The 24,367-nt window shown below is 40.1% G+C and carries 24 protein-coding genes and 1 pseudogene; 8 read left to right on the top strand and 17 right to left on the bottom strand.

All coding sequences use genetic code 11. From position 1 onward, the window contains the following. Nucleotides 1-19: 19 nt before the first annotated feature. The 4 genes from dusB to H6G97_RS03645 all read right to left on the bottom strand — a co-directional run bounded on the left by dusB (nucleotide 20) and on the right by H6G97_RS03645 (nucleotide 3,476). On the bottom strand, nucleotides 20-1,075 hold the full coding sequence (gene dusB / locus H6G97_RS03660) for a tRNA dihydrouridine synthase DusB (protein WP_190939347.1): 1,056 nt from the start codon (nucleotides 1,073-1,075) through the stop codon (nucleotides 20-22). A 77-nt stretch (nucleotides 1,076-1,152) separates the two neighbouring features. Beyond that, entirely contained in the window at nucleotides 1,153-1,986 is an 834-nt protein-coding gene (locus tag H6G97_RS03655; RefSeq protein ID WP_190939346.1) for an Rpn family recombination-promoting nuclease/putative transposase, read from the bottom strand. A gap of 120 nt (nucleotides 1,987-2,106) precedes the next feature. Continuing rightward, nucleotides 2,107-2,529 (bottom strand): hypothetical protein, encoded by a 423-nt coding sequence (locus tag H6G97_RS03650; RefSeq protein ID WP_190939345.1) that lies wholly within the window; start codon nucleotides 2,527-2,529, stop codon nucleotides 2,107-2,109. Nucleotides 2,530-2,618: 89 nt separating this feature from the next. Continuing rightward, on the bottom strand, nucleotides 2,619-3,476 hold the full coding sequence (locus tag H6G97_RS03645) for an acyl-CoA desaturase (RefSeq protein WP_190939344.1): 858 nt from the start codon (nucleotides 3,474-3,476) through the stop codon (nucleotides 2,619-2,621). A gap of 172 nt (nucleotides 3,477-3,648) precedes the next feature. Here H6G97_RS03645 and H6G97_RS03640 point away from each other — a divergent pair, with 172 nt between their 5' ends. Continuing rightward, the gene (locus H6G97_RS03640) at nucleotides 3,649-4,878 is read left to right on the top strand and encodes a TetR family transcriptional regulator (protein ID WP_190939343.1); all 1,230 of its coding nucleotides are present in this window, start codon (nucleotides 3,649-3,651) and stop codon (nucleotides 4,876-4,878) included. 108 nt (nucleotides 4,879-4,986) lie between these two features. On the opposite strand, the gene H6G97_RS03635 is transcribed toward H6G97_RS03640, so the two are convergent. Both H6G97_RS03635 and H6G97_RS03630 read right to left on the bottom strand, forming a co-directional pair. After that, entirely contained in the window at nucleotides 4,987-5,409 is a 423-nt protein-coding gene (locus H6G97_RS03635; protein WP_190939342.1) for a hypothetical protein, read from the bottom strand. 628 nt (nucleotides 5,410-6,037) lie between these two features. Further along, nucleotides 6,038-7,918: a DUF1565 domain-containing protein gene (locus tag H6G97_RS03630; RefSeq protein ID WP_190939341.1), complete on the bottom strand. Its 1,881-nt coding sequence runs from the start codon at nucleotides 7,916-7,918 to the stop codon at nucleotides 6,038-6,040. Nucleotides 7,919-8,616: 698 nt separating this feature from the next. On the opposite strand from H6G97_RS03630, the gene H6G97_RS03625 reads away from it, so the two are divergent. Beyond that, nucleotides 8,617-9,732, top strand: a complete 1,116-nt coding sequence (locus tag H6G97_RS03625; RefSeq protein ID WP_190939340.1) for a thiamine phosphate synthase — start codon at nucleotides 8,617-8,619, stop codon at nucleotides 9,730-9,732. A 61-nt stretch (nucleotides 9,733-9,793) separates the two neighbouring features. Further along, the gene (gene thiS, locus H6G97_RS03620; protein WP_190939339.1) at nucleotides 9,794-10,006 is read left to right on the top strand and encodes a sulfur carrier protein ThiS; all 213 of its coding nucleotides are present in this window, start codon (nucleotides 9,794-9,796) and stop codon (nucleotides 10,004-10,006) included. Here thiS and blaOXA read toward each other — a convergent pair. After that, nucleotides 10,003-10,857 carry a class D beta-lactamase gene (gene blaOXA / locus H6G97_RS03615; protein ID WP_190939373.1) on the bottom strand — a complete coding sequence of 285 codons (855 nt, stop codon included), beginning with the start codon at nucleotides 10,855-10,857 and terminating at the stop codon, nucleotides 10,003-10,005. The two genes, thiS and blaOXA, sit on opposite strands and share 4 nt — an antisense overlap. A 114-nt stretch (nucleotides 10,858-10,971) precedes the next feature. Then, nucleotides 10,972-12,204: a glycosyltransferase family 4 protein gene (locus H6G97_RS03610; RefSeq protein ID WP_190939338.1), complete on the bottom strand. Its 1,233-nt coding sequence runs from the start codon at nucleotides 12,202-12,204 to the stop codon at nucleotides 10,972-10,974. Between the two features lie 888 nt (nucleotides 12,205-13,092). Here H6G97_RS03610 and H6G97_RS03605 point away from each other — a divergent pair. Next, nucleotides 13,093-14,076: a DUF1517 domain-containing protein gene (locus H6G97_RS03605; RefSeq protein ID WP_190939337.1), complete on the top strand. Its 984-nt coding sequence runs from the start codon at nucleotides 13,093-13,095 to the stop codon at nucleotides 14,074-14,076. 332 nt (nucleotides 14,077-14,408) lie between these two features. Beyond that, nucleotides 14,409-14,789 carry a calcium-binding protein gene (locus H6G97_RS03600; protein ID WP_190939336.1) on the top strand — a complete coding sequence of 127 codons (381 nt, stop codon included), beginning with the start codon at nucleotides 14,409-14,411 and terminating at the stop codon, nucleotides 14,787-14,789. A 3-nt stretch (nucleotides 14,790-14,792) separates the two neighbouring features. On the opposite strand, the gene H6G97_RS03595 is transcribed toward H6G97_RS03600, so the two are convergent. The 3 genes and pseudogenes from H6G97_RS03595 to folB form a co-directional block, all read right to left on the bottom strand. Continuing rightward, nucleotides 14,793-15,353, bottom strand: coding sequence for a sugar O-acetyltransferase (locus H6G97_RS03595; RefSeq protein WP_190939335.1), 561 nt, complete (start codon nucleotides 15,351-15,353; stop codon nucleotides 14,793-14,795). Nucleotides 15,354-15,408: 55 nt separating this feature from the next. Beyond that, nucleotides 15,409-16,694 (bottom strand): annotated as a pseudogene (locus H6G97_RS03590) (diguanylate cyclase domain-containing protein). A gap of 910 nt (nucleotides 16,695-17,604) precedes the next feature. Continuing rightward, nucleotides 17,605-17,973: a dihydroneopterin aldolase gene (gene folB, locus H6G97_RS03585; RefSeq protein ID WP_190939334.1), complete on the bottom strand. Its 369-nt coding sequence runs from the start codon at nucleotides 17,971-17,973 to the stop codon at nucleotides 17,605-17,607. 167 nt (nucleotides 17,974-18,140) lie between these two features. Between folB and menD the strand changes: the two genes are divergently transcribed. The 3 genes from menD to H6G97_RS03570 all read left to right on the top strand — a co-directional run bounded on the left by menD (nucleotide 18,141) and on the right by H6G97_RS03570 (nucleotide 21,616). After that, nucleotides 18,141-19,895 carry a 2-succinyl-5-enolpyruvyl-6-hydroxy-3-cyclohexene-1-carboxylic-acid synthase gene (gene menD / locus H6G97_RS03580; RefSeq protein WP_190939333.1) on the top strand — a complete coding sequence of 585 codons (1,755 nt, stop codon included), beginning with the start codon at nucleotides 18,141-18,143 and terminating at the stop codon, nucleotides 19,893-19,895. A gap of 166 nt (nucleotides 19,896-20,061) precedes the next feature. Next, on the top strand, nucleotides 20,062-20,289 hold the full coding sequence (locus tag H6G97_RS03575; protein ID WP_190939332.1) for a helix-turn-helix domain-containing protein: 228 nt from the start codon (nucleotides 20,062-20,064) through the stop codon (nucleotides 20,287-20,289). A 13-nt stretch (nucleotides 20,290-20,302) separates the two neighbouring features. Beyond that, a complete protein-coding gene (locus tag H6G97_RS03570) occupies nucleotides 20,303-21,616 on the top strand; it encodes a site-specific DNA-methyltransferase (RefSeq protein WP_190939331.1) in 1,314 nt (437 codons plus the stop codon). On the opposite strand, the gene H6G97_RS52190 is transcribed toward H6G97_RS03570, so the two are convergent. The 6 genes from H6G97_RS52190 to H6G97_RS03545 all read right to left on the bottom strand — a co-directional run bounded on the left by H6G97_RS52190 (nucleotide 21,591) and on the right by H6G97_RS03545 (nucleotide 24,289). Further along, a complete protein-coding gene (locus H6G97_RS52190) occupies nucleotides 21,591-21,947 on the bottom strand; it encodes a hypothetical protein (RefSeq protein ID WP_242054796.1) in 357 nt (118 codons plus the stop codon). The two genes, H6G97_RS03570 and H6G97_RS52190, sit on opposite strands and share 26 nt — an antisense overlap. A gap of 32 nt (nucleotides 21,948-21,979) precedes the next feature. Further along, a complete protein-coding gene (locus H6G97_RS52185; RefSeq protein ID WP_242054795.1) occupies nucleotides 21,980-22,516 on the bottom strand; it encodes a hypothetical protein in 537 nt (178 codons plus the stop codon). Continuing rightward, entirely contained in the window at nucleotides 22,510-22,671 is a 162-nt protein-coding gene (locus tag H6G97_RS03560; RefSeq protein ID WP_190939330.1) for a hypothetical protein, read from the bottom strand. Before H6G97_RS03560 ends, H6G97_RS52185 begins: the two co-directional genes overlap by 7 nt. A 72-nt stretch (nucleotides 22,672-22,743) precedes the next feature. After that, the gene (locus H6G97_RS03555; RefSeq protein WP_190939329.1) at nucleotides 22,744-22,992 is read right to left on the bottom strand and encodes a CopG family antitoxin; all 249 of its coding nucleotides are present in this window, start codon (nucleotides 22,990-22,992) and stop codon (nucleotides 22,744-22,746) included. Next, the gene (locus H6G97_RS03550; protein WP_338421567.1) at nucleotides 22,973-23,233 is read right to left on the bottom strand and encodes a BrnT family toxin; all 261 of its coding nucleotides are present in this window, start codon (nucleotides 23,231-23,233) and stop codon (nucleotides 22,973-22,975) included. Before H6G97_RS03550 ends, H6G97_RS03555 begins: the two co-directional genes overlap by 20 nt. 207 nt (nucleotides 23,234-23,440) lie before the next feature. Further along, nucleotides 23,441-24,289, bottom strand: coding sequence for an Rpn family recombination-promoting nuclease/putative transposase (locus tag H6G97_RS03545; RefSeq protein WP_190939328.1), 849 nt, complete (start codon nucleotides 24,287-24,289; stop codon nucleotides 23,441-23,443). Nucleotides 24,290-24,367 lie beyond the last annotated feature (78 nt).

Here is a 24,367-nt window from a genome sequence, read left to right as displayed (position 1 = left end):
TTATGGGTAAATCTATTTTTTAAAGCATCACTAAACTACCATCCACTTCTTCTTCAAGTTCATAACCATTAGCCAATTTTTCAATTGCTTGGTCAATCATTGCCAAACCTTGATCTACTTTTTCAACTAAACTTAGCTGTCCTCGGAGTTCGGCAGCACCAACGAAACCTTTAGCATACCAAGTCATGTGCTTACGGGCTTGACGTACACCGCGATCACCTTTATATTCCCATAAGGCTTGTAAATGATCTCTTGCACATTCCAAACGCTGAATCGGTGTAGGTGTCGGTAATATCTCCCCAGTTTTCAGGAAGTGATCAATTTCTCCCACCAAAAAGGGATAACCCAAAGTTCCACGGGAACACATCACACCATCAGCGCCAGTTTGCTCTAAACATTTCACTGCTGCTTCAACGGAAAAAATATCTCCATTCCCAATCACTGGGATAGAAAGCACTTCTTTCACACGCGCAATCCATTCCCAACGGGCATTGCCATTGTATCCTTGGGCGCGGGTGCGTCCGTGTACTGTGATCATTTTTGCCCCTGCATCTTCCATCCGCTTGGCAAAGTCGAGAATAGTAATTTCGTTATCATTCCAGCCAATACGGGTTTTTACTGTCACAGGTACATCAACAGCTTTTACCACTTCCCGCACAATTGCTTCTGCTACTTCTGGTTGCCGCAACAACGAAGAACCACCACCATTTTTAGTGATTTTATTTACCGGACAACCCATATTAATATCTACAGTATCAGCACCTTCTGCAACTGCCTTTACTGCTGCTTCTGCTAAAAAATCTGGACGACAATCAAATAGTTGAATGCTAATTGGGCGCTCATTTGGGTCTACCTCCATGATTATGGGTAGCTGCTTGACATAATGCAACCCTGTAGCATTCACCATTTCGGTATACATCATCGAATCTGGCGCATAGCGACGCACAAGACGACGAAACACCATATCTGTCACCCCAGAGAGAGGGGATTGGAGAACCCGACTTTTTACCTCAAACGAGCCAATTTTGAGGGGTTGGGAAAGTCTAGCTTGGACAATGGGAGAGAGCGAAATCATATAAAAAATAAAAAATTAATGGGAATGGAAAATAGCAGGAATATTTAGAGGTATCTGCGATCGCTGCTAATTATAGGTTACTTATCCTGACTTGGAGGCTGTTTTTGCATTTCTTGCTGAATCTCTTCTAGGCTCAAACCTAACTCTTTCGCTGTTTCTTCAAAACTTAATCCCAATCTCAACAACAAAGGTATCATTCTAAACTTTTCTTCACGCGCTCCTTCTTGTTTGCCTTCCTGCTTGCCTTCCTGCTTGCCTTCTTGCTTGCCTTCTTGATAAACTCGTGTTTGTTTCAAATCACTTAACCCAAACATACCTTCAATCTCCTCTCGACTCATTGTCGGAAACTTGTAAACCAAAATTGTCTCTATCAATTCTAGTAACTGCCGCCGTTGTGGTTCAATGTTGATTTCTTGCTGGGTTCTGTGTATTAACTGCCTAGCAGATGTAATTGCTGTCTCCTCTTCATCGACCACTAATTTCATCGTAGCAATTCCAACTGGTAATAATGCAGTTTCACCTAATTCATTAAGATAAATGCGGCTGATGCGCCCACTAGTGAAAAATTCACTGTAATTCTTGATATCTGCTGTATCTAAACTGCGATTGGGATAGATAACTACTCCTCGCCAAGAATTTTTAGGTTTATTTTGGCGTAAGTATAAAGAAATTTCTGAAAGTAAGCGTGAATAAATTTCTGTGTCGGTTTGAAACTGGACTTCAACAAAGAAAATCGGATTTTCTTCCCCTTGTGTTGGAAGAAAAACACCATCTATACGGAATGCAGTTTGCTTGATTTCGATTGAGGAGAATTTATAATCCTCTGCCGTTTGCGGTGGATTACCAATTAATTCAAAAAAGATGCTAGGAAGTTCTTGAAAAAGGCGGTAAAAAATGCTGTCAGTTTTCACGCTTGGTGTATTGCGCTGATTTAAACCGTTAGATTTTACCGTAAAATAGCTAGTAACAGATTATTTAATTAGACTTAATAAAATGGGGGGGCAATTTCACTTAATATATTATATGTTATGTCAATTTGTAAATATTTTACTACGCCACTCTTTCAATACAAGACTAGACCACAGCAAAGAAACTATCAGTAACAGTCCCATAAATCCATCCAGCCAAATTAGGCTATGCATTTTCAAAGACATGGGAGCAACCATCGGAAAGAGATAATGGGCTGGACTGGAGATACTAGTGATTGAGTATAAGGCTAATAAAAAGTACGCCAACCAAAACATCCTTTTGGTGTAAAACCAATATCCCAACAATCCTACTGGAGTCATCACAATCACAGTGCTAATTACTCCAACAGAAGTGAACCACTGGGGGCCAGGATATCGACTCAAAAATAGTGCATTGTCTATGTAGTGTAGCCAAGTAGAAATGAGGTTGAGTGTGATGACAGCTAGCAGAATCGTCTGGCGAAACCTAGAAGTATTAATCATCATGTAAATATGCAATTAAAATGCGTAATAGTTTATTAAGCCGACTACGAAAAGCAATCGGCATAACAAATTCATGATAATTTAGTTGCAATTTAGCCGTTATTTGCACCTTGAGGGGGACGCGAGACAACTTTTTTGGCTAAACCCAAAGTCTGCAAAACTTGGATGCTCCACCAAGTAACATCAATCTCCCACCAAGACAAGCCAGATTTCGCCATGTGGGGATAAGTATGATGGTTATTGTGCCATCCTTCTCCATAAGTGACGATGGATACCCACCAAAGATTACGAGCGCCATCATCAGCATCAAAGGTGCGATAACCCCACAGATGTGATGCTGAGTTCACAAACCAGGTTGAGTGCCAAAGCAAGACACACCTGAGAAACACTCCGTAGAAGACAAAAGACCATCCTCCTAAAGCATAAAGCAGCAACCCGAAGGGTATTTGCAACAGCAAGAAATAGCGATCCAGCCAGCAATAAAAGGGTTGTCTTGCTAAGTCAGGAGCATATTTTTTATAGGTGTCATAGTCAAAAAATTCTGGACGCGGGTAGAAAATCCATAGTATATGGCTCCACCAAAATCCTTTTTGGGCAGAGTAGGGGTCTAGGTCAATATCTTCTGTGTGGGCGTGATGCTGGCGGTGTCCACCTACCCAAAAAATTGGCCCACCTTGCAAAGCCAACGCTCCGATGAGGGCGATCGCATACTCTAACCATTTGGGAACTTGGAAACTCTTATGGCTCAGTAGTCGGTGATATCCCAAGCAAATACCAATGCTCCCGAATAACCAGTGCAGAAACACTAGTAAACCTAATGCTGGCCAGGAGAAAAACCAAGGAGCCAGAAGTGCTAAAGCATGAAATACACCAAAAAATACCACATTTATCCACCTGAGTTGAGGTGAATTGCCTCTCTCAGGAGCGATCGCCCCAAAATTTGCGGTCATAAAAATTCCTGTTGATGGATGATCAAGCGATTTGCTTTTTCTTGGGTATAATCCCACAGAGATTTACCCGCCCTGTATACTAATTCGTTACAGTAGAGTAAAGCAAGTATCACTTACATTTGTTATGCTAGCAGAAATCTGATATCCGTGCAAGTGCCACTTGCATTATTTTATGTCATCTCAACTCATTTCCACTCGCCAACGCCTAATTCAAGCTGCACTTGAGTTGTTTTCTGCTCAGGGAGTCAGCGCTACCACAACCCGCCAAATTGCTGAAAAAGCCGAAGTTAATGAAGTGACGCTATTCCGCAATTTTGGCAATAAGCATGGACTGCTTTTGGCTGTACTGGAAGAGTCCGCAGCTTTCAAGGATTTAGGTGAATCGCTGGTGCGGCGAGCAACGCCTCCCAGCAATGTCTACCAAGCTCTGAAAGATTATGCAAGTGACACTTTACATACATTAGAACGAGTGCCAGAGTTCGTCCGGTCTGTGGTGGGTGAAGCCGACCAATTCCCGGCAGAAAATCGCCGCGCACTAGGCAGGGGAGTAACAGAGGCAAACCGCTATGTAGCCCAGTATTTAGCTACTGTAATCCAGCAAGGACACCTAAACACCTACTTACCGGCAGAGAAATTAGCCAGTTTGCTGAATGGGATGATCTTGGGGTATGCCGTAATTGAGTTCACCAGTGAATTTCACGAACTTTGGGAGGATCGCGATGATTTTCTTGAAAATTTAGTGGAGTTGTTTTTACATGGAGCGATGTCATCTTCAGCAGAATCAGCAATAAACTCCTTACAAGGAGGTTTTACTACCACAGAAGTAGCTGATTTGCCTGCTAGTTTAGTTCATGAAATTTTGCAACAAGCCAGGAAATTGGGAATACGAGATTATGCTTTGGCTTATCTGTTATTTGGGGCTGGGTTATCTGCCACGGAAATAATTAGCTTGGAGCGATCGCATCAAATCTACGATACTCAAGGACACTTTCTACAAATCACAATTCCAGGGTTTGTCCGCCAAGTGCCTGTGAATCAGTGGATTTTGGGCAAACGCTACGGTTCTTTCACTAATAATCCCTTAATCAAATGGCTGAAAAGTCGTAAAGATACTCAAACAGCCATGTTTTTGAATGAAACAGGCAAACCGCTCTCAGAATCAGAGCTTGAGACACGTTGGCAAGTATGGAGTGAGGGACTGTTAACTCCCCAAGGACAAACGCCAGCCATAGCACAAGCACAACAAACCTGGCGTGTAGAAATGTTAATGCGGGGGATCAGCCTGGAAAACCTGATTATTTTAACAGGTTGCGATCGCGCCCAATTACAACCTTATGTCCGCCGAGCTAAAGAAAAAGCCGCTCTAGAGCAAGCGACTCGTTTGGATCATAAGCCAGGATAGGGAGTGGAAAGATAAGGAGTATCAGGTGGCGTTCTCCGACGCAGAGCCAGTGACCGAATAATTCGTAATTCGTAATTAAGAATTTATTAGCACGATGTAGTTAAACGATTAAGGTAAAACAACAGAGGTTTCTTTACCATTGTTGTTTGCACCATTCAAGATTGTAGCTGTACTCTCAGATGGGGATTGGGTGTTGCTCGAACGGCGTGATAATTTCTTGCGTGACTTGCCTCCCGCCTGGACATACTGCAAACTGTCTTTGCCATAATGGGTTGCCACACTCATTAACATCTTTTCAGAGTAGCCGCGCAATTCTTCTTCAATTAGAGAGAGGCGACCTGCCATTTCATCTATGCTAGAGAGTAAAGTGTTGTAGGTAGATAGCTGGATTTGCAAGGTTTGAATGCGGCTGTCGTAGTTTGTCAAATTTAATCCGTTGCCAAATTCTAGCGTCGGGCTAATTGATCGCATTCCTGCAATTCGACGGAGAGCCTTTTCTAAAGTCGGTGAACTGCGTTTTAGTCGTGCCATGAGATGCGCTCCTGAAGGAAGTTATAGGATTACTGCATATACTCTAGCCAAGGCAACAATAAACTTCTCTGAGAGATAATTCGGAAAAATTAAAGCAAATTAAGATCGACCTAATTATTTTTTAGTGGATTATACTGAAAATTTTATTTAAATTGTCAAAAAAATCACATTAAATCAGCAATAGATACCTCAAAGTCGTGTTGGAGTACCTCAAAGTCGTGTTGAGGTACTTCAAAGTCGTGTTGAGGTACTTCAAAGTCGTGTTGAGGTACTTCAAAGTCGTGTTGAGGTACTTCAAAGTCGTGTTGAAGTACTTCAAAGTCGTGTTGAGGTACTTCAAAGTCGTGTTGAGGTACTTCAAAGTCGTGTTGAAGTACTTCAAAGTCGTGTTGAAGTACTTCAAAGTCGTGTTGGAGTATTAGATAATGAGTTTTCTTGCCTTAACCTAATTTACGGCGAAGGCGATCGCGCCCTTGGCTACAAGAGCGATGCCTCCCCACAGTAGGAAAGCGATCGCTCTCTTAAGGCAATTAATATCATTTTGACCCGCAATAAAATTTAAAATTGAGGAAAAAGACTTGAGGGGATGGTAAGTCTTTCCCCTCTACCCCTTTTGCCCTATGTCCAATTAATTCAATGGCTCCACAATAGCTCTTAAACCATTGCTAGAGAGTGTTTTGAGCATTTCTTTAGCGTTATATTCACTGCTAAATACTCCTGCTTGCATAACTCTTTGACCTTCCCAGACTGTGGGAAATGCACCAGGAGCAAGCGATCGCACTAAATCTTGATCTTTATCAGTGAAGAGTGGAACTACTACGCGATAACGTACACCGAATTGTGTCGCAGAGTTACTACCATAAGGAATACTTGCAGAACTTGTTTGCATATTGCGAGTATTAGCAATGGGGATATTGTTCTCAGGAAGTGGTAAAAGTGCTGAAGCACCTAAAGCAGCAGTTTGTAGTATTGGTAATGGCTGCTGTATTTGCTCCTTCACGCTTGTAACTGGTGGCTGTGCAACTGAATTGGATGGATACTCAGGGGCAGTAAACTCAATCGTATTAGGATCAATCCGCACATAATTTAACTGTGGTATATTAGGCGGCTGTGCAACTTGAGTGTCAGTTGTTATTTCTCTCCCTGCTAAACTGCTAGGAGTTGGAAATCCGGCGACTTGAGGGGTGGGTGATTGTTGATTGGATTTAGGCGAGGAAAGTTGTCCATTGGCTGGCATTAATGGCAGCGATTGGCCGTTTATTTGTGTAGAAACAGGATTATTTGCGGAAATGCTGTTGCTAGTTTCAGACATTTCAGGAGCCGAAAAGGTTATTTCACCGTTTGCTGGTATTTCTCGTAAAACATTATTGGCAGCAGAAACAGGTTGAGAATTTTCGGTTGCTAGTGCTGTTGTTGCGTTAATATCTACCTTACCAGTGATGCGACTACTCACAAGGTTGTTACCAGCAGCAGGAATCACCTGTTTGGCAGCGCTGGCGTTAATGTCGTAGCGGGCATTATTTTGAAATTGATTACCCCCAGGTTCGGATGTATTACCCAAATCTGGCATTGCTTGAGCGATCGCAACTAAACCATCTTCTTTATTATCTTGAATAGAATTGTTCCGTAAAATGGGGCGAGCTTTTGCTTGTACTATAATTCCCGATCTATTGTTCTGAATTTGATTGCCTATAATGATCGGAGCAGCATTTTGGGCAATATTGATGCCAAAACCGGTTTGATGAAAGATATTTTCTTTGACTTCAGGATTGGAGTTACCGCCAATTGTGATGCCATTGGCTCCATTACGCTCAAAATAATTCTTGCTAATGCTCGGTGCAGCATTACCACTGACGGAAATTCCATCTTGGGTACAGCCAGTAAATGTATTTTCCGTAACTACCGGATTGCTAGATTCAATCCATAAACCGTAACCACGGCGATTAGGGTTCGTCACCGTCACCCCAGTGAGCAAGGCTTGATTTGCCCCTACAATTGTGACATTTTGACCGCCAAAGCTCCGACTCAGATAATCACCGCCTCCCTGAATGATAATATCCTTACCTTGATTGCTAGGGCTGCCTTGAATTGAAATACCTGGTTTGAGCATTAAGGGAAATTCTTCTCCTGTCTCAGCGCTATAAGTCCCTGTGGAGAGCATAATTACAGTATTGGCGTTAGCTAATCTTAACCCTTGGGTAATGGTTTTTATAGGGGCGGATTCGCTGCCATTGCCTGTGCTGTCATCTCCAACACTAGGGTTGACAAATAGCACCTTAACCTGAGATGTTTGTTTACCCAAAGGCGCTGAATCTGGTGTCGATGGAATCTGAGCGATCGCACTATCTAGGCTTGTACCTAAGAACGCCATACTTGCCGTTCCCATACCTAAAGTAAAAGATAATACTGAAAAATTAAAAAATAAAAGCCTTGCTGATTTCAGAAACTTCAGGTTTACAAGCAGAATATCTACTTTACGGTACTTAGGAAACACACGAGGGAGAATCATATTTAACACTGCTCCTTAAAAGTAACAATAAATTCTTATACTCTTTAGAGAGTATTCTGTCGATAATATTACTTATATATTGAACGATTGACGATATTTAATACATAGTAATAAATGGTAATTAGACATCTTCATCTCTTGGTAGACACAATTCATCAATTGTGCATCTGTCATTGTCATTGTTATACAGCGTATTTCAGGTAAATGAAGTACATGGGTAGGCAATACTTTTCGGATAAATCCAACAATCTCTCTTGTGGTCTGGGGAAAGGTTAAAGGGGAAGGGGTAAAGGTAAATATGAAACCCTTCCCCTTTTCCCCTTAACCGAAAAGTCTTGCATGGGTAGGGGCACAGCCATGTTCCCTACGATTATCTGTACCTCACGCCTGTTGCAATCTGCTGTATCTAATAGAAATAGGAGTGAAATTTAAATATGCGTTATCTAAAACCCTTGTAGAGGCCTAACAGTGCTACGTCTCTACAATTGTGAATTCTCTGATGTATTCGCTCTTGCCAGTCTTTTGTAAGCTTGTCCTTTACCGAAAAATACTTGACTAACCTTAGTGCAAAACTGTAGCCTCAAACTACCCTTATCACTGCTTATAGGAACATGGGATAATTTATTGTAACCCTCACTAATACGTTGTTTTGCGTAGATTCAGCAAAAATCTAGTAAAAAAAAGCAAATTAATTAACTATGGTTACTAGGACTTATGATAATTCACACTTCGATGAAAGCACTAATGGGGTTGTTGTAATGGTTGAGCCATACAGCCAAAAAGAGCAAATACAGCAAGTTGTTTACCGCATTTTAGATGCTAATTTAGATCGCGCTCGTGAAGGCTTGCGAATTATCGAGGAATGGTGTCGGTTTGGGTTGAATAATGCTCAGTTAGCTCTTGAATGCAAACGCTTGCGCCAAGAAGTAGCCAAGTGGCATACCTCGGAATTACGGGCAGCGCGAGATACACCAGGCGATCCTGGGACAGAGTTAACCCATCCTCAAGAAGAACAACGAGCTAGTATCAAATCGGTATTGCAAGCTAACTTTTGCCGGATAGAAGAAGCATTAAGGGTGTTGGAAGAATACAGCAAGCTTTACCAGCCAACTATGGCTAAAGCTTGCAAGCAAATGCGCTATCAGGTTTATACCCTAGAAAGTAGTTTAATGGGTCATCAGCGCCATCAATTATTGTGGCGATCGCGTTTGTATCTTGTCACTTCCCCACATGAAACTTTGTTGAACAATGTCGAAGCTGCACTCAAAGGCGGATTAACGCTTTTACAATACCGCGACAAAACCGCAGATGATTCTTTGCGTCTGGAACAAGCAAGAAAACTGCGGCAGTTATGCCATATTTACGGTGCTTTGTTCATCGTTAACGATCGCGTGGATGTAGCTTTAGCTGTCGATGCCGATGGGGTGCATTTGGGACAACAAGATATGCCTATTGCCATCGCTCGGCAATTACTGGGTTCACAGCGTTTAATAGGTTTTTCTACCACCAATAAAGAAGAAATGCAAGCAGCAATTGCTGAAGGTGTAGATTATATTGGCGTGGGGCCGGTTTATGAAACTCCCACGAAACTAGGTAAGGTAGCAACAGGGCTAGAATACGTCAGCTATGCTGCCAAAAATTGCTCAATTCCCTGGTTTGCCATTGGGGGAATAGATGCCAATAATATCAATGATGTGATCGATGCCGGAGCCGAACGTGTAGCAGTGGTGCGATCGCTCATGCAAGCCGAACAGCCTACACTAGTAACACAATATTTGCTCTCTCAACTTAATCGCATTAAACCAGAATTTTGAAAGAGTTATTTGTCATTTGTCCAAAGTAAATAACCAATACTTAATACCCCAGTCCCCAATTATGTCTAACGCGATTACGGTTCAGGTAAATGGGGAAACCCATAGCTGTTCGTTGCAAACTTCTTTACCCGACTTACTCCAACAGTTGGGTTTTAACCCCCGCTTGGTGGCTGTAGAGTATAATGGTGAAATTTTACATCGGCAGTTTTGGCCGGAAACGCAAGTACAACCAGGCGATCGCTTAGAAGTGGTAACTATCGTTGGTGGTGGTTAGTTAATTTGAGCTAGCAAACCCAAATCTTTGAGGCTGCGTCGTGTAATTTCGATGCGGGCGGGTGCATCCTCTGCTTTATCCATATCAAGGGTTGTTGCGAAAAAGTAGACGTTTTTATTTTGCTCTAAATAACCCACAAACCAACCAATGTTTGGTTTGGTACTTGTTAACCATCCCGTCTTTCCTCGCAGTGTATAATCTGGAGTTTGTTCGCGTACCATAATGTCTTTGACAAGATTTATTGTCCTTTGGGAGAAAGGTAAATCGCCTTGATATAACCGTTGCAAAAACTTAATTTGCTCTTTGGGTGTAATTTGCAATAGCTGCTGTTGTAGCCAAAAACGATCAATGTCTGCGGCTGTGCCAATTTGACGGTTCCCGTAACCTACTTTATTAATAAATTGCTGCATTCGCTCATATCCAGCCCTACGTGCTAGTACTTGATAGAACCAAACAGTTGAATCTTTAAAGGCTTGACGCAAATTCGTATCATGATTCCAGGCATCAATGTCTCGATGAATTCCATCCCAAGTGAGAACCGCCACATCATCAGGAACTACGCCTGTTTCTAAAGCTACCAGCGCGTTAAAAATTTTGAATGTCGAAGCTGGAGCGATCGCAGTTGCATTACCTTGAGGATTATGTTCATAGGTGCGGTTGTTTTTTGAGTCGTAAATCAAGATTGAGCCTTCATGGCCGAATTCTTGAAAGTGTCGCCCGAAATTTGGCGCTTTAACAGCGGGACGTTGAGATGAAGTTGAGGCAGGTTGAGCCACAACATACATTACCCCAGAGGTAATCACACTCAATACAGCCAGACATCCAATGATTGTAAAGACAAAAGATTGCATTCGGCGATTTGCGTAACGTCGAAAGAATCGCTCTATGCGAAACCAGAGATTTTTCATTGCATATTATAATCGCATCACAAGCGAGATTTTACACTGCAATCTTGCTTATTTGCATTACAAAATCGCGTTTTTTCCCTCTAATTTATAAAGCGACCGATGAAGGGTTCTACGCTTGGCTAATTCTTTACCTTTGCGACCGAGTTGTTCACGTAGTTGTTGATCTTTGCACAACCGATTGAAAGCTTGAAATACTTCATAACCAGAATTGGGATTAACCAGTATCCCATTCTCTTCATGCTGAACTGTATCTAGAACACCGCCTAGACGAGGTGCAATTATGGGTTTACCAAAGTAACTTGCTTCTAAATAAACCATACCAAAACCTTCCATATTATTAGGTTTCGTATCCGATAAAGTCAGCATAGAAAATATGTCACAAGCAGCATAATAGCCTGCTAATCCCCGCTCTGGCACATATCCGCCAAAGTGTACGCGCTTATCTACCCGCAAACGATGCGCCAGAGATTTCAGATCAGATTCACTTGGCCCTTGACCGCAGATTATATAGTGGACATCGACCCCAAAAGTTAGCAATAGTGGAATGTTGTCAATTACTCGGTTGAAACCCTTATGGTTAACTAGCCTGCCAATGGAGAGAATAACTATTGCTGCTTCGGGAATATTGTACGTCTGACGGACACGAACACGTAAATCATCCAGGCTACTACGACTCCCGACATTATTACCAAATTTTTCTGGTCTGATTACTGGGTTAATAACGTGGGTAGGAGTATCTAATCGTAAAGCAGTTCTAAGATAGTCTCTTGTATAAGAACTGTTACAAACAATGCCTTCGGCGCGTTTAAGTGTTAATTTGAATAGCGATCGCAGTAGGGGATTGTGTAAAGTACAAAGAAGATCATTACCATGCAGATAGATAAAAAAGCGAATAGGTAATAAATAGCTCAATAACAACAGCGAAGGGAAATCATAGCTGTGGCCCCACTCTATATAACGATAGTGATAGCGAAAATAGAGTTTAATTGCTAGAACAAATGAGCAAACGATATTGACTAAAGGCTTTAAAATACTTCCCACCCAGCCACTACGCCAATATCTAGGGTAATACCAGCGATATACAGGAAATTGTTGACTTTCATCAAATGCTTGATCTCCTGAACAACTAGCCGCCAGCACAATAACTCGTTCTGGATGTTGGAGACAGCGATTGTAGATATATTCCCCAATTACAGCTTCTTTCGGCAGGAAAATCCTGGATATGACTAGGATATCCGGGTATGCGGCTTTGTCTGTGATTTCGGCTGTTAGTTGAGAAATATGTTCCATAATAAACTTGATGACTATATTTCAAATAGTTTTTAATTTATTTACAATTAGGATTATTTTCCAAACCATAACTATTATTTTATTTCTTTTAAAACGAATGTGGTAGACAAATTTGCAGTCTATTTTAAAAGATTAGCCACAAAGATTGTTTTTTTATTGTGTTGACTTTATTTTTGCGGTAAATTTCTCACTAATTAAGAATTTCTGTGCATGATGAACAATAAATAAAATTAATATTTAGCACTTGTAGCAAAATTACTCGGTGAAAAGCTGTTGCGAAAATTAGTAAATTTAGCAGAATATTCTGAATACTCTGGACAGTTGTGCCAAAACGCCAAAAATTTTGGCAAGTACTTAGTAGTGATATGATGTCTAGTTGGTCTAAATAGTAGGCATCAAACGCACTTTGGAGACTGCTATATATATGTAAATATAAAGCTGCTGAATGTAGTAAATGCTATCCGTAACTTAAAAAACATCTTCTAGCTTCTGACAAAAGGAGTAGGCTGAAGTATTAAAAAATTAGTCAAAATAATCACTAAAAATTCTAATCATCTGTATAGATAGTCTAAAACTGTAATCTGAAAGTGCTAGTCCAAGAAGTAGCAACAATTACTCGTAGGTGTAGCGCGTTGTAGACATCTCAACTTTCTGTAATTGTGAACATATCTTAAGGTACGGTTCCCCAGTCGAGAAATCCCCCCTGCGATCGCTACCGACCCAAGAGAAGACGCGGTAGATTGAATATGTAGCCTTTAAAGGTGAATGCTACGTGAATGCTACAAAGCTTGCTTAATTACGGGCTGGCGTTAGCGACAGATTGAAATACTCCTACCAGCATGGGGAGAAATCATAAATAATTAATTCAGTTTTCCAAGCGATTGTATTATGCGTAAAAAACTACAACAAACCATCAAACCACTGTTAAAAACCTTGCTCGCCCTAAGCCTGGTGTTAACTTTGGCTTTTAGCCACGCCGATGGAGCATTAGCGGCCCGCAGTGGGGGTCGAATCGGTGGTGGCTCCTTTAGAGTGCCTTCTAGCCGCACCTATACACCGCGTACTTATGCACCTCCTGGCGGAGGCGGGTACTATCCTGGTGGTGGTTTTGGTGGTGGTTTTGGCTTTCCCTTCCTACTTCCCTTCTGGGGTATTGGCGGGGGATTTGGTGGTCTATTTGGCATCTTAATCTTCTTTGCGATCGCTAATTTCTTGTTACAAACTTTCCGCCGCGTCTCTGGCGGTGAAAGTGGAGAAGCAGATTACACCAGTAACTCTCCGGTTTCTGTAACTCGTTTGCAAGTAGGTTTGTTAGCTCAAGCCCGTGAATTGCAAAATGAACTCAACCACATTGCTGAAACTGCTGATACCAATACCCCAGAGGGGAGAGCAGAAATTCTACAAGAAGCTAGCCTAGCTTTACTGCGCCATCCCGAATACTTTGTATATGCAGGTGGTGGCACTCAACAAGCCAGTTTAAATTCAGCTGAAAGTCAGTTTAATCGGCTGTCACTGGCAGAACGCAGCAAGTTTAGCGAAGAAACTATTTCTAACGTCAACAACCAGCTAAGAGCAGCCCGTGCCAAAGATGCTTTACCTCCGGCTGGTGAACTCGACAACCCCACGCGCCTATTTACCGAAGGCCCAGGTGAATACATTATCGTCACCTTGCTGGCGGCGACATTAGGTAAGTTTGAAATCCCCACATCGATTAACAGTGCTGATGATTTGCGTCAAGCTTTGCGGCAAATTGGTAGTATCCCTAGTGAAAAACTTCTAGCGATTGAAGTTCTTTGGACTCCGCAAGCTGAAAATGATACCCTGACATCTGATGATGTACTGGCAAATTATCCTGATTTGAGACTTGTTTAATTTCTAAAAAATTTCGCGCTTTAGTGCGAAGAAAGAACTTGGCATCTTGGCGCAACAAATAAGTTAGCCTTTGAGGTCAATAATTAGAAAACCGTTTGTCAATGACAAGCGGTTTTTTGTATAACTTTAGATATAGCAAGAATTACGCACTGAAAACTGAAACCTAGATCCCTTAATCTTCTTTAGAAAGGGGAGAACCCTAAAAGCTGCCTTATTAAGGGTGTTGGAGTATCTCTGATACCTGAGTCTTATATACTTTATTTTAGAAAAATTATTCTTAGCTAAGACTTTGGTAGTATTATCAAAATGCATTATACGTAAAGTGTTATCTTATGCCTAGTGTTGAAGCCGACGAAAACCGAGAGCATCGCATTAAAACAGAGATCATTGTAGATGCTGAAGATAAAGAAGATCGGGCCATGGGTTGGTACTATTACCTCGAAGAGGCTCTGAATTTTCCCTTTATGGCTAAATGGACTAAGAAGGCACGTAAATCAGGTTCTACTGAGGAGAAACAAGTGGAAGTGCTGGGAATGGCCCCAGATGATGAGTGCTTGAAAGATATGCTTGTAGAAGTGGCTTACATTAATGGTAAGGATGATGATGTATATTCTGCAAAGTTATCTGAAATAACAGCCATTGATGCTGACAGCGAAACTGAAGAAGCGATCGCAGACTGGCTCTATTGGATTGCTAGAGGTTATAAATTTTAAATTCTAGGATAAATACCGAATGACGCGGCAGGGATTGCCCGCAGCGACAACATTCTCAGGTATATCTTTGACAACTACACTACCAGCACCAATGGTTGTGTTATCACCAATAGTTACACCTGGACAAATAATTGCACTGCCACCAATCCAGACATTATTACCAATGTTAATTGGGGCAGCTAATTCTCTACCAGAAAGACGAATTTCCGGCTCTGTAGGGTGATAAGCAGTATAAATTTGCACGTAAGGAGCGCATAAGACATTTTCACCGATATGAACTGTATTGCAGTCTAAAATTACACAACCGTAGTTCATATACAATCTGTCGCCAGCAAAAATATTACTGCCATAGTCACAGTGAAAGGGTGGCACAATTAATGCTTTTTGACCGATCTTTCCAAATAATTCTTGCAAAATTTGCTGTCGTTGCTCTTGCTGTTCTTCAGTTGTAGAATTGTAACTTCGCAACAGACGACTAGCTCGCTTCATTCCGGCAGCCAATTCTGGATCTTCCGCAAGATATAATTCGCCTGCGAGCATTTTCTGTTTTTCGGTTTTTTCCATGACAGATATTTAATTACGTCTACTTACTTAAGAGCGGCCATAGTATATTTCATCTTTAACTAAATATGGCATAAGTAGCTTTTCCCTGCCGTTTAGCTCGGTACATAGCAATATCGGCATCCCGTAGCAAAGTTGCAGGCTCCTCATAACTACTAAAATTCCAAGTAATGCCAATGCTAGCCGTAGTAGATAATTGATATCCATTGAGGTTAAGTGGCAATCGCAATGAGTCTTGAATACGGCTGGCAACATTGGTAGCGTCGCTAATGTCTTTAATATCCTCCAGAAGAACAGTAAACTCGTCACCACCAAATCGTGCTACAGTATCGCCACCGCGTAAACACGACTCTAAACGTCTAGCGATCGCAACTAAGAAATCATCCCCCATTCCATGTCCAAAGCGATCGTTAATTTCCTTAAATCCATCTAAATCTAAAAATAAAACTGCAAAATAATAATCGCTTCTACGTTTGCTACGTTCAATGGTTTGTCTAAGCCGATCTAAAAATAAAACACGATTAGGTAATTCTGTCAGCCCATCATAAAATGCATTGCGGATCAGTTGCGCCTCTGTCTGCTTGCGTTTGGTAATATCTTGAAACACTAAAACCGCGCCAGTAATATTACCATTTTGATCGCGGATCGGTGCAATATTATCCCCAACTGCGATTTCTTTGCCATCTTTGGTAATAAGTGTACAGTTTTCTGGTAGATTCAAAATCTGACCTGCTTCCATTACATATCTAGCTAAATTTTCAATTTTTTCCCCTACATCTTTATCAATTAAGCTAACAACTTCTACTAAATCTTTACCGAATGCTTCACTTTGCTTCCAACCAGTGATTAGTTCTGCCATCGGATTCATTATTTGAATACAACCATTTGTGGATGTCACAATCACAGCACAACCCATACTGTTAATAATTGCCTCTAACCTCTGTTTTTCTTCGTATAACATTTTTTTGCTCTAATGTTTATAGAGAGCCATTTCAATCGCAAAATGTAAATCACTTTTAATAAATGGTTTGACTATGTAACTAAAATGCTCACTTAGCTGATTTTTATGTAACGTTTTATATTCCGAACACTCTGTTAAATGTACTCACAGGTACATGGAAGTTATTTTGGATAATATGTGCTATATCTACCACTATCAATTTCTCTAGCTAGGGAGATATAAATTAATACTAAATGTGGGTGAGTTTCTGCTATTTTTGTTATTGCCTCTTTACCAGACTTAGTTATTTCTGAAACAGAATAACCTAATTTTTGTAAGTTTTTTTTAATATTTGAGGCTAAGATTCTTTCATCCTCAATAACTAGGATTCTTTGGGCGAACATGAGGCAGTAAACTGTTTACGAAGGTGAAGATTTTTTTGTGAGTGTTAGCTCGAACAAAAATTCATTATTTTATAGCAGAATTTAGGAGTCAAAAATCATAAGTAAAACACACTTTATACCTGCCTTTAAGACTCAAGTTGTGTACTTCAGTAATTTGAAATCTGCTGTATCCTAAATAATCTCTGACTATCCTATCTTCTTACTTAATATAAATACTGACTAATAAGTAAATAGCATAAATTTATTAACCTCCGATAATTTTTGCACTTGTCAAGGCTAGTTCTGATTAACTTGTACAGCTAATATCATGCCATTAGCATCAAACACAAATTACCATGTAATTACCAGCACTCAAAAATTTATTTTAAAATATATGCAACGATTTTTCTTTAGAGAATCATAAATACTAAGTATAGTATTTATGTAAAAATTAATCAAGAATAAAAGTTTACAAGCTTAGAGTAGACTACTCTAATTTAAGTTAAGAAAAATGATGTCCTAGATTTGATGTACAAAATGCTATCCGCTGTATTCACTTATTAAATTAGTAACAAGTATTAATCTTATCTTTAATTAAAGAGTTTCATACTACTTTATATACAAATATTTCTTCTTTCAGCCAGGGTCTAAATACTCATCTGGATCTTTGTTGGATATTAAATTATAAGTGCAATATTATTATTGAAAACTATTATCGCTTATAGTTAATACTTATCAAAAATTCTGCGATTTGAAAATATGCAAATTCAATACTCATCCGCAAAGCGCGGGATTTTCTAGTTTTTTAATAAGGAGCAATTGCTGGGGGCAATGGCAGTAAAGATTCTCTTCATGAGATACTTCCACCTCCAGATAAACCCCCTTCATTTGCTAAGTAATAGATATTTAGAAAAAAACGACTTGTGCTTTTTTAGAGATTGGACTTACTTTTAGTCAGTTCAATGCTAATTTTGCCACCAAAGTCTGGAATTGGTGCGGCAGGTTTGCTGAGAGTGACTTGAACTTTTGTTACACGATCGCACTCTTGGAGAATAGAATCTGCGATCGTTGTTACCAATTTCTCCACCAAAACAAATTTAGACGTTTTGATCAGATGTTGTGTCAAGCTAATGACGCTGCGATAATCTAAAGTGTCTTCGATCGCGTCAGTCTTGGCCGCTGTGGAGATATCCAACCATAACCTTACATCCACCTCAAACCATTGTCCTAGCACCTGTTCTTCTGGTAAATACCCAGTGTAGCCATAGCCACGAATTCCCGTTAAATGAATGCAGTCCATAAAAGTTCGAGAGCAAATTGTGCATTTTGTAGAAAGTCGAGCAAGTTTACTTGGAGATTTTCTTTCCCAGAAACTCGCTTGTCGGTATTGGGTTCCATCACCGCATTGATGGATTTTAAATTGAATTTCCCTAGATAAAATCTAAAATTTAAGATTGTTTTATAACTATGTTTGATTTAATGCCGATCGCCTATAGAAATGTTAATCAACTTTGGGCTTATATTTTAACAGAGACATTAAAGCGGTTGGGATTGACTTGTGCGATCATTTGTCCCGGATCGCGCTCTACACCGCTAGCGATCGCCTTTGCTCAACAAGCACCTGAAATTGAAGCGATTTCCATTCTTGATGAACGTTCCGCCGCCTTTTTCGCCTTGGGACAAGCTCAAGCAACCGGACGCGCTGTGGTGCTAGTTTGTACCTCTGGTACAGCAGGAGCAAATTTTTATTCAGCAGTCATTGAAGCTTCGTATAGTCGTGTCCCACTGTTAATACTAACCACTGATAGACCGCCAGAATTGCGAGATTGTCACTCAGTCCAAACTATAGACCAGTTGAGATTATATGGAAACTACCCAAATTGGCAAACAGAGTTAGCTTTACCCTCCCCTGACATGGGAATGCTAGCTTATTTGCGACAAACGGTAATTCATAGCTGGCAAAGGGCGCAAACTCCTACAAAGGGGCCCGTACATTTGAATATTCCTTTTCGCGATCCCTTAGCGCCTCTTCCTGATGGAACCGACTTGAGTTATTTGCAATCACACTTTGAATCAGAAGAATTCTTTGCAAGAATAGTAAACCCATTCCCCATTCCCCATTCCCCATTTCCCATTCCCCAACAATGGAAAGAATGTGATCGCGGCATTATTATTGCAGGTGTTGCTCAACCATCGCAACCAGAAGAGTATTGTAAGGCGATCGCGCAACTTTCCCAAACTCTCAAATGGCCTGTGCTAGCTGAGGGACTTTCCCCAATCAGAAATTATGCCGAACTCAACCCTTATTTGATTTCCACTTATGACTTGATTTTACGAAATCAGCAATTAGCAAAGCAGTTAGCACCCGAAATGGTGATTCAAGTGGGTGAAATGCCTACAAGTAAAGAACTACGTACCTGGATAGATGCAACCCAACCACGACGCTGGGTAATTGACCCTAGTGACCAAAACCTCGACCCTTTACACGGGAGAACGACGCATTTAAGGATATCTGTAGAAGACATAAAAGTAGAGGAGGGAAATTTATCTTTCTCCTCAGACTATGGTAAGAAATGGTGTGATGCGGAAACTAAGGTCAGGTTAGCTGTTGACCAGACGATGGGGAAAATAGATGAAATCATTGAGAGTAAAGCAGCTTGGTTAATTTCTCAGATTTTACCGCTAGGAACACCACTGTTCATTGCCAATAGTATGCCTGTGCGGGATGTGGAATATTTCTGGAAACCGAATAATTTAGGAGTGCGATCGCACTTTAACCGGGGTGCAAATGGCATAGATGGCACATTATCCACAGCTTTAGGAATTGCCCATCGCCAGCAAAGTAGTGTGATGTTGACGGGAGATTTAGCGCTGTTGCATGACACTAATGGTTTTTTAATCCGCAATAAGTTTGTCGGACATTTGACGATTGTGTTAATCAATAACAATGGCGGTGGTATTTTTGAAATGCTACCCATTGCCAACTTTGACCCGCCATTTGAAGAGTTTTTTGGCACTCCCCAGGATATTGATTTTGCTCAGTTGTGCGCTACTTATAATGTGCAGCATGAATTGATTACTTCTTGGGAGCAGTTGCAGCAAAGATTCAACCTACTCCCGAATACAGGAATTCGGGTTTTAGAGTTGCAGACAAATCGCAAAGCCGATGCAAAGTGGCGACAAGATAATTTACGGAAGTTTGCCGCAGATATTACGATTTAACATTCCGTTAGATATTACTAAATAGTGAGATGCAAGGTATTAATTTTGCCAAATGTTTATGGTGTCAAAATTAAAAGTGATTTATATAAGCGTTTCAAGTGCTGGTGAACCTTGCAAAATATCAGAATTAGTAGTACAATAACGACTCTAGCGAATTTAGCGACAAATGCGACAAGATGTGGAACATAACAATAATAAGAGTGAAGAAGATATTTCGTTTTTAACAACTATTGAAGTAGCTCAACTTCTTCGTGTTCACCAAAGAACTGTACAAAGATGGATATCATCAAATAATCTTAAAGCTACAAAAGTGGGGCCAAGAATTTGGCGGATCAGACAAAAAGATTTAGATGAGTTTTTACAAATAAATAATAGTAGAAAACAAGCAGAATAAAATATTAACTCAAATGGCAACAGGAATACCTAGTCGAAATAGTCGTAAAAGTCAAAAACAAAATGTAATTCCTTTTCGTTTGGAATATGAAGGGAAAATTTCTATAGAGGATATATTAAAAATTCCTGTAGCCAAGTTACATCGCATAATCAGTATAGATCAACACCCAAGAAACAAACTCATTTATGGAGAGAATTTAAGAGTTCTTAGTTCATTCTTGAATGATGATACTATCGCGGGTAAAATTAGTTTAATTTATATTGACCCCCCCTATGCAACAGGCAGTAGTTTTGAGTCTCGTCAAAGAGATCATGCTTACCACGACCTAATGGAAGGTGCGGAATACTTAGAGTTTTTACGTCAACGACTGGTTTTACTAAGAGAACTTTTATCAGATGAAGGTTCTATTTATATACATATAGATGACAAGATGGCTTGTGCTGTCAAAATTATAATGGATGAAATTTTTGGTTCTAAAAACTTTCGCAATTTGATTACAAGGAAAAAATGTAACCCAAAAAATTATACACGTAAACAGTACGGACACACCGCTGACTACATTCTATTTTACACAAAAACAGATAATTATATATGGAATCAGCCTTTTAACCCTTGGACTGAAACTACTGCAAAGAAAGAGTATCAATATGTTGAAAAGGAGACTGGAAGAGTTTATAAGAAAGTTCCTGTTCATGCACCAGGTGTAAGAAAAGGTGCAACAGGTCAACCCTGGAGAGGAATATTACCTCCTCCAGGTAAACACTGGCAATATACTCCAGAAACTTTAGACGAAATGGATGAACGCGGAGAGATTTACTGGTCACCAACAGGGAACCCAAGAAGAAAAGTTTATTTAGATAATAGCCAGGGTATTTCAGTCCAAAATATTTGGCTTGACTTCAAGGATGCTCACAATCAAAATATTAAAATTACTGGCTATCCAACAGAAAAAAATCCAGATATGATCAAACGAATAATTCTAGCCTCATCTAATGAAGGAGATATTGTGTTAGATGCATTTGCTGGAAGTGGTACTACTGCTGCTGTAGCTGAAGAGTTAGGTAGAAAATGGATAGCTATTGATAATTCCCAACTAGCTATAGCTACAATAGTTCAGCGTTTAGTTAAAGGGACAGAAGCAATGGGTGACTGCATTAACGGAAATAGTTCCGCTAAACATGAACAAAAGTGCTTAATAGGTATAAATAGAATTTTACAAAGTGGTCTAGATTTATATATTGAAGAAACACCAGAATTAGAGTTTATCTCTGATACTGTAATACATGATTGGAATAGCAAACTCAACTTTCAAGCCAATCTTGTGTAAATCTCTCATTAAGCATTTTCAGAGTGCATATTATTATTTTGCCACTACCATAACTTTCTAAACGAGCGTAATTATTCCACATAGATCCTAGTAGTAATCCTGGGCCATCATTCAAAAAAAATACTTTTAAAGCCACTTTATATTTATCAGCATATCTGATAATATCAGTTGCTTTATCTCGATTTCCACCAGTCCTATCATCTTCTTGAGAACCTCCTCTATCAGAGTCATAACGAGCAAATCCAACTACTAAGGGGGTTCCATCTAATCGAGATATAAAAATATCTGCTGGAGTTTGAGCTTCCCAATTATCCAAAACCTTATCAAGCATTACATCTTTTCCAGCACGAACTGGCCCCCGAATTATATAGTTTTTACCAAATACTCTGTCAAATCATAGCCTTTTTGCCCCCGTTTACTCTGTTCTAAAAGAAGAGCCATCAGAGTTTCATCGGGTACAGGACGACTTTGCAAGTTTCTTCTAACCTCTTCTAAGCTACGAAATCTATCACCAAAGTCGTTAATTATATTGGGAATATCACGTTTTTTCTTGGTCATTTCTACTGTCGTATCTGGTGATACATACCTCCGAAATACTCTAAGAAGTTGAATACGTAAAGGATCAGGCTCTTTTGTAATAATTTCGAGTAAATTTGCAGAGTTTGTTGCTTCGTCTACCAATTCTATGAAACGCTCTAAAACTTTCTCGTAAAGCATTTTAGCTTCATCTAAAGAATCAGGGTAGAATGGTGAGTCAAATATGGTAATCCACTTAGATGCAGTCCCTTTGTAGCTACTGAATGAAATCAAATTACAATCTCCATTGATATAATCGATACAATGTTTTAAGTATAAAACACATAACTCTATAAAAAACGCCAAAGCTAACGCTTCTAACATTCCTCAGCGATTTCACCAAATAGTCGTTTTAACAGTCGGAGGAGGAGCGATACCTGCGCTGGGCTACGCCTACGCACTCCATCTTCCACCGCTTCTAAATATACCCGCGTGTCTGCAAATGCTTCTTCACTACGAGAAACTTTATTTGTAGCCATAATTATTTTACGGAGTGCGATCGCAGATCAAAATTTAGGACTGCTATAGTTCAGCAACATATTTTTAATTAATTATTCACCCAAAGACCTTTCTATTGCCCTTCGGATATACTTTTGGTAGGGAATACCTTCTTTTTTAGCAACAGCTTTAACTTTTTCTAGCATTTTCTCTGACATTCTTAGATTTACAGTTTTGTCTTTAGGCTGAAATTCAAAAGTAACGGGCTTAAAGTTGTCAGCATGAAGATAATCTGACAAATCTTCATCTAGTAAACTTTCTAATTCTTCATCAGTTTTGATTCTAGGAAATATTTTCTTCATATTTTTTCGCCTCTTTCTCTCTCATATAATGAGTACTGATAGGTCTAATTAACCTTTTTCCTTGCTTTTCCCGGAATGTAAATCCTACGAAAATATATTTACCTTTGATTAATACACCTGTTGCAATAAATCTATCCTCACTTTCAGAGTGCTTTATATCAGGTGAAATCCTAAGACTTTTATCAAAAAACAAAGCCTCAATTTTTTCTAATGAGACTCCATGCTTTTGGCATTTTTCTATATTTCCATTATCTCAGTCAAAGCCCGATACAGCCTCTGTCATATATTATAATTACATTTGTATATACAAATGTAAACACTTAAGCTCGCAATCTCAATTCCAACAATGCCAAAGCTAACGCTTCCAACCTTCCTCAGCAATTTCACAAAATAGTCGTTTTAACAGTCGCAGAAGGAGCGATACCTGCGGTGCATCTCTAAGTGAAACTTACCCCCTTACTTCACCTTGTAACCATCGTTCCAAATCAGCAAGAGTAGAGAAATCCAACAAAGCATCACCTAAAACTTCCAACTGTTCTAACGATAACCCTTGAATCTGAAACAGAAGCGTATCAGAAATATTACCCACACGCCGATTTAATAGTCGTAAAATGATCGTTCTTTCTCCTTCAACTTTTCCTTCCTCTCGTCCTTCTTCCTTCGCTTCCAGAATAGCCCGTGGTTCTTCCAAATTCAGTCCCAACATTTCTGCAATCTCCTCTCGACTTAAGGTAGAAAACTTGTAAACAATAATCGTCGTAATTAAATCAATTATCGCTTGCTCCGATTGTTGCTGTGCTTGCTCCAACAAAAACCGCGCTCCTTCCACTGCTTCGGTTTCAGAAGTAACATTTGTCAGCAACATCAAACCCAATCCCAAAGGTTGTTCTCGCAAATCCCCCAACTCATCCAGATAAACCCGCTTGATTTGACCACTTTCCAACAAAGCGCGGTGAATCGTTGAGTTAGAGGGTTCCAGACTGCGAGAGGCAAAAATTATGACTCCAAACCAGTCATCGTAACGAATAGAGTTGCGGTAGAGAAACAAAAACAACTCACTAAAAAAGCGGTGATACAGGTCTTCGTCCTTCTGAAACTGGACTTCCGCAAAAAAGACGGTTTTGGAAACTGCATTAGCGGGAGGTAAAAATACTCCATCAATCCGAAACGCCGTTTCTTTGACTTCAACCGATTCAAACTGGTAGTTTTCCGCCTCTGCGGGAGGTTCATCTACTAATTCAAACAGCAAACTGGGAAATTGCTTAAATAATTTGTAGAAAATGGTGTCACGTCGCATTTTTATTCCTCAACACCCAGACAATTACCAGATTGTAAAGGCTTGAGATACCAATTTTAGGGTAGGCGTAGCCCACCG

The organism is Nostoc flagelliforme FACHB-838 (assembly GCF_014698065.1).
Lineage (GTDB): Bacteria > Cyanobacteriota > Cyanobacteriia > Cyanobacteriales > Nostocaceae > Nostoc > Nostoc flagelliforme_B.
Note: the sequence above shows the minus strand (reverse complement) of the source record. Positions and strands in the feature narration are given on the sequence as shown.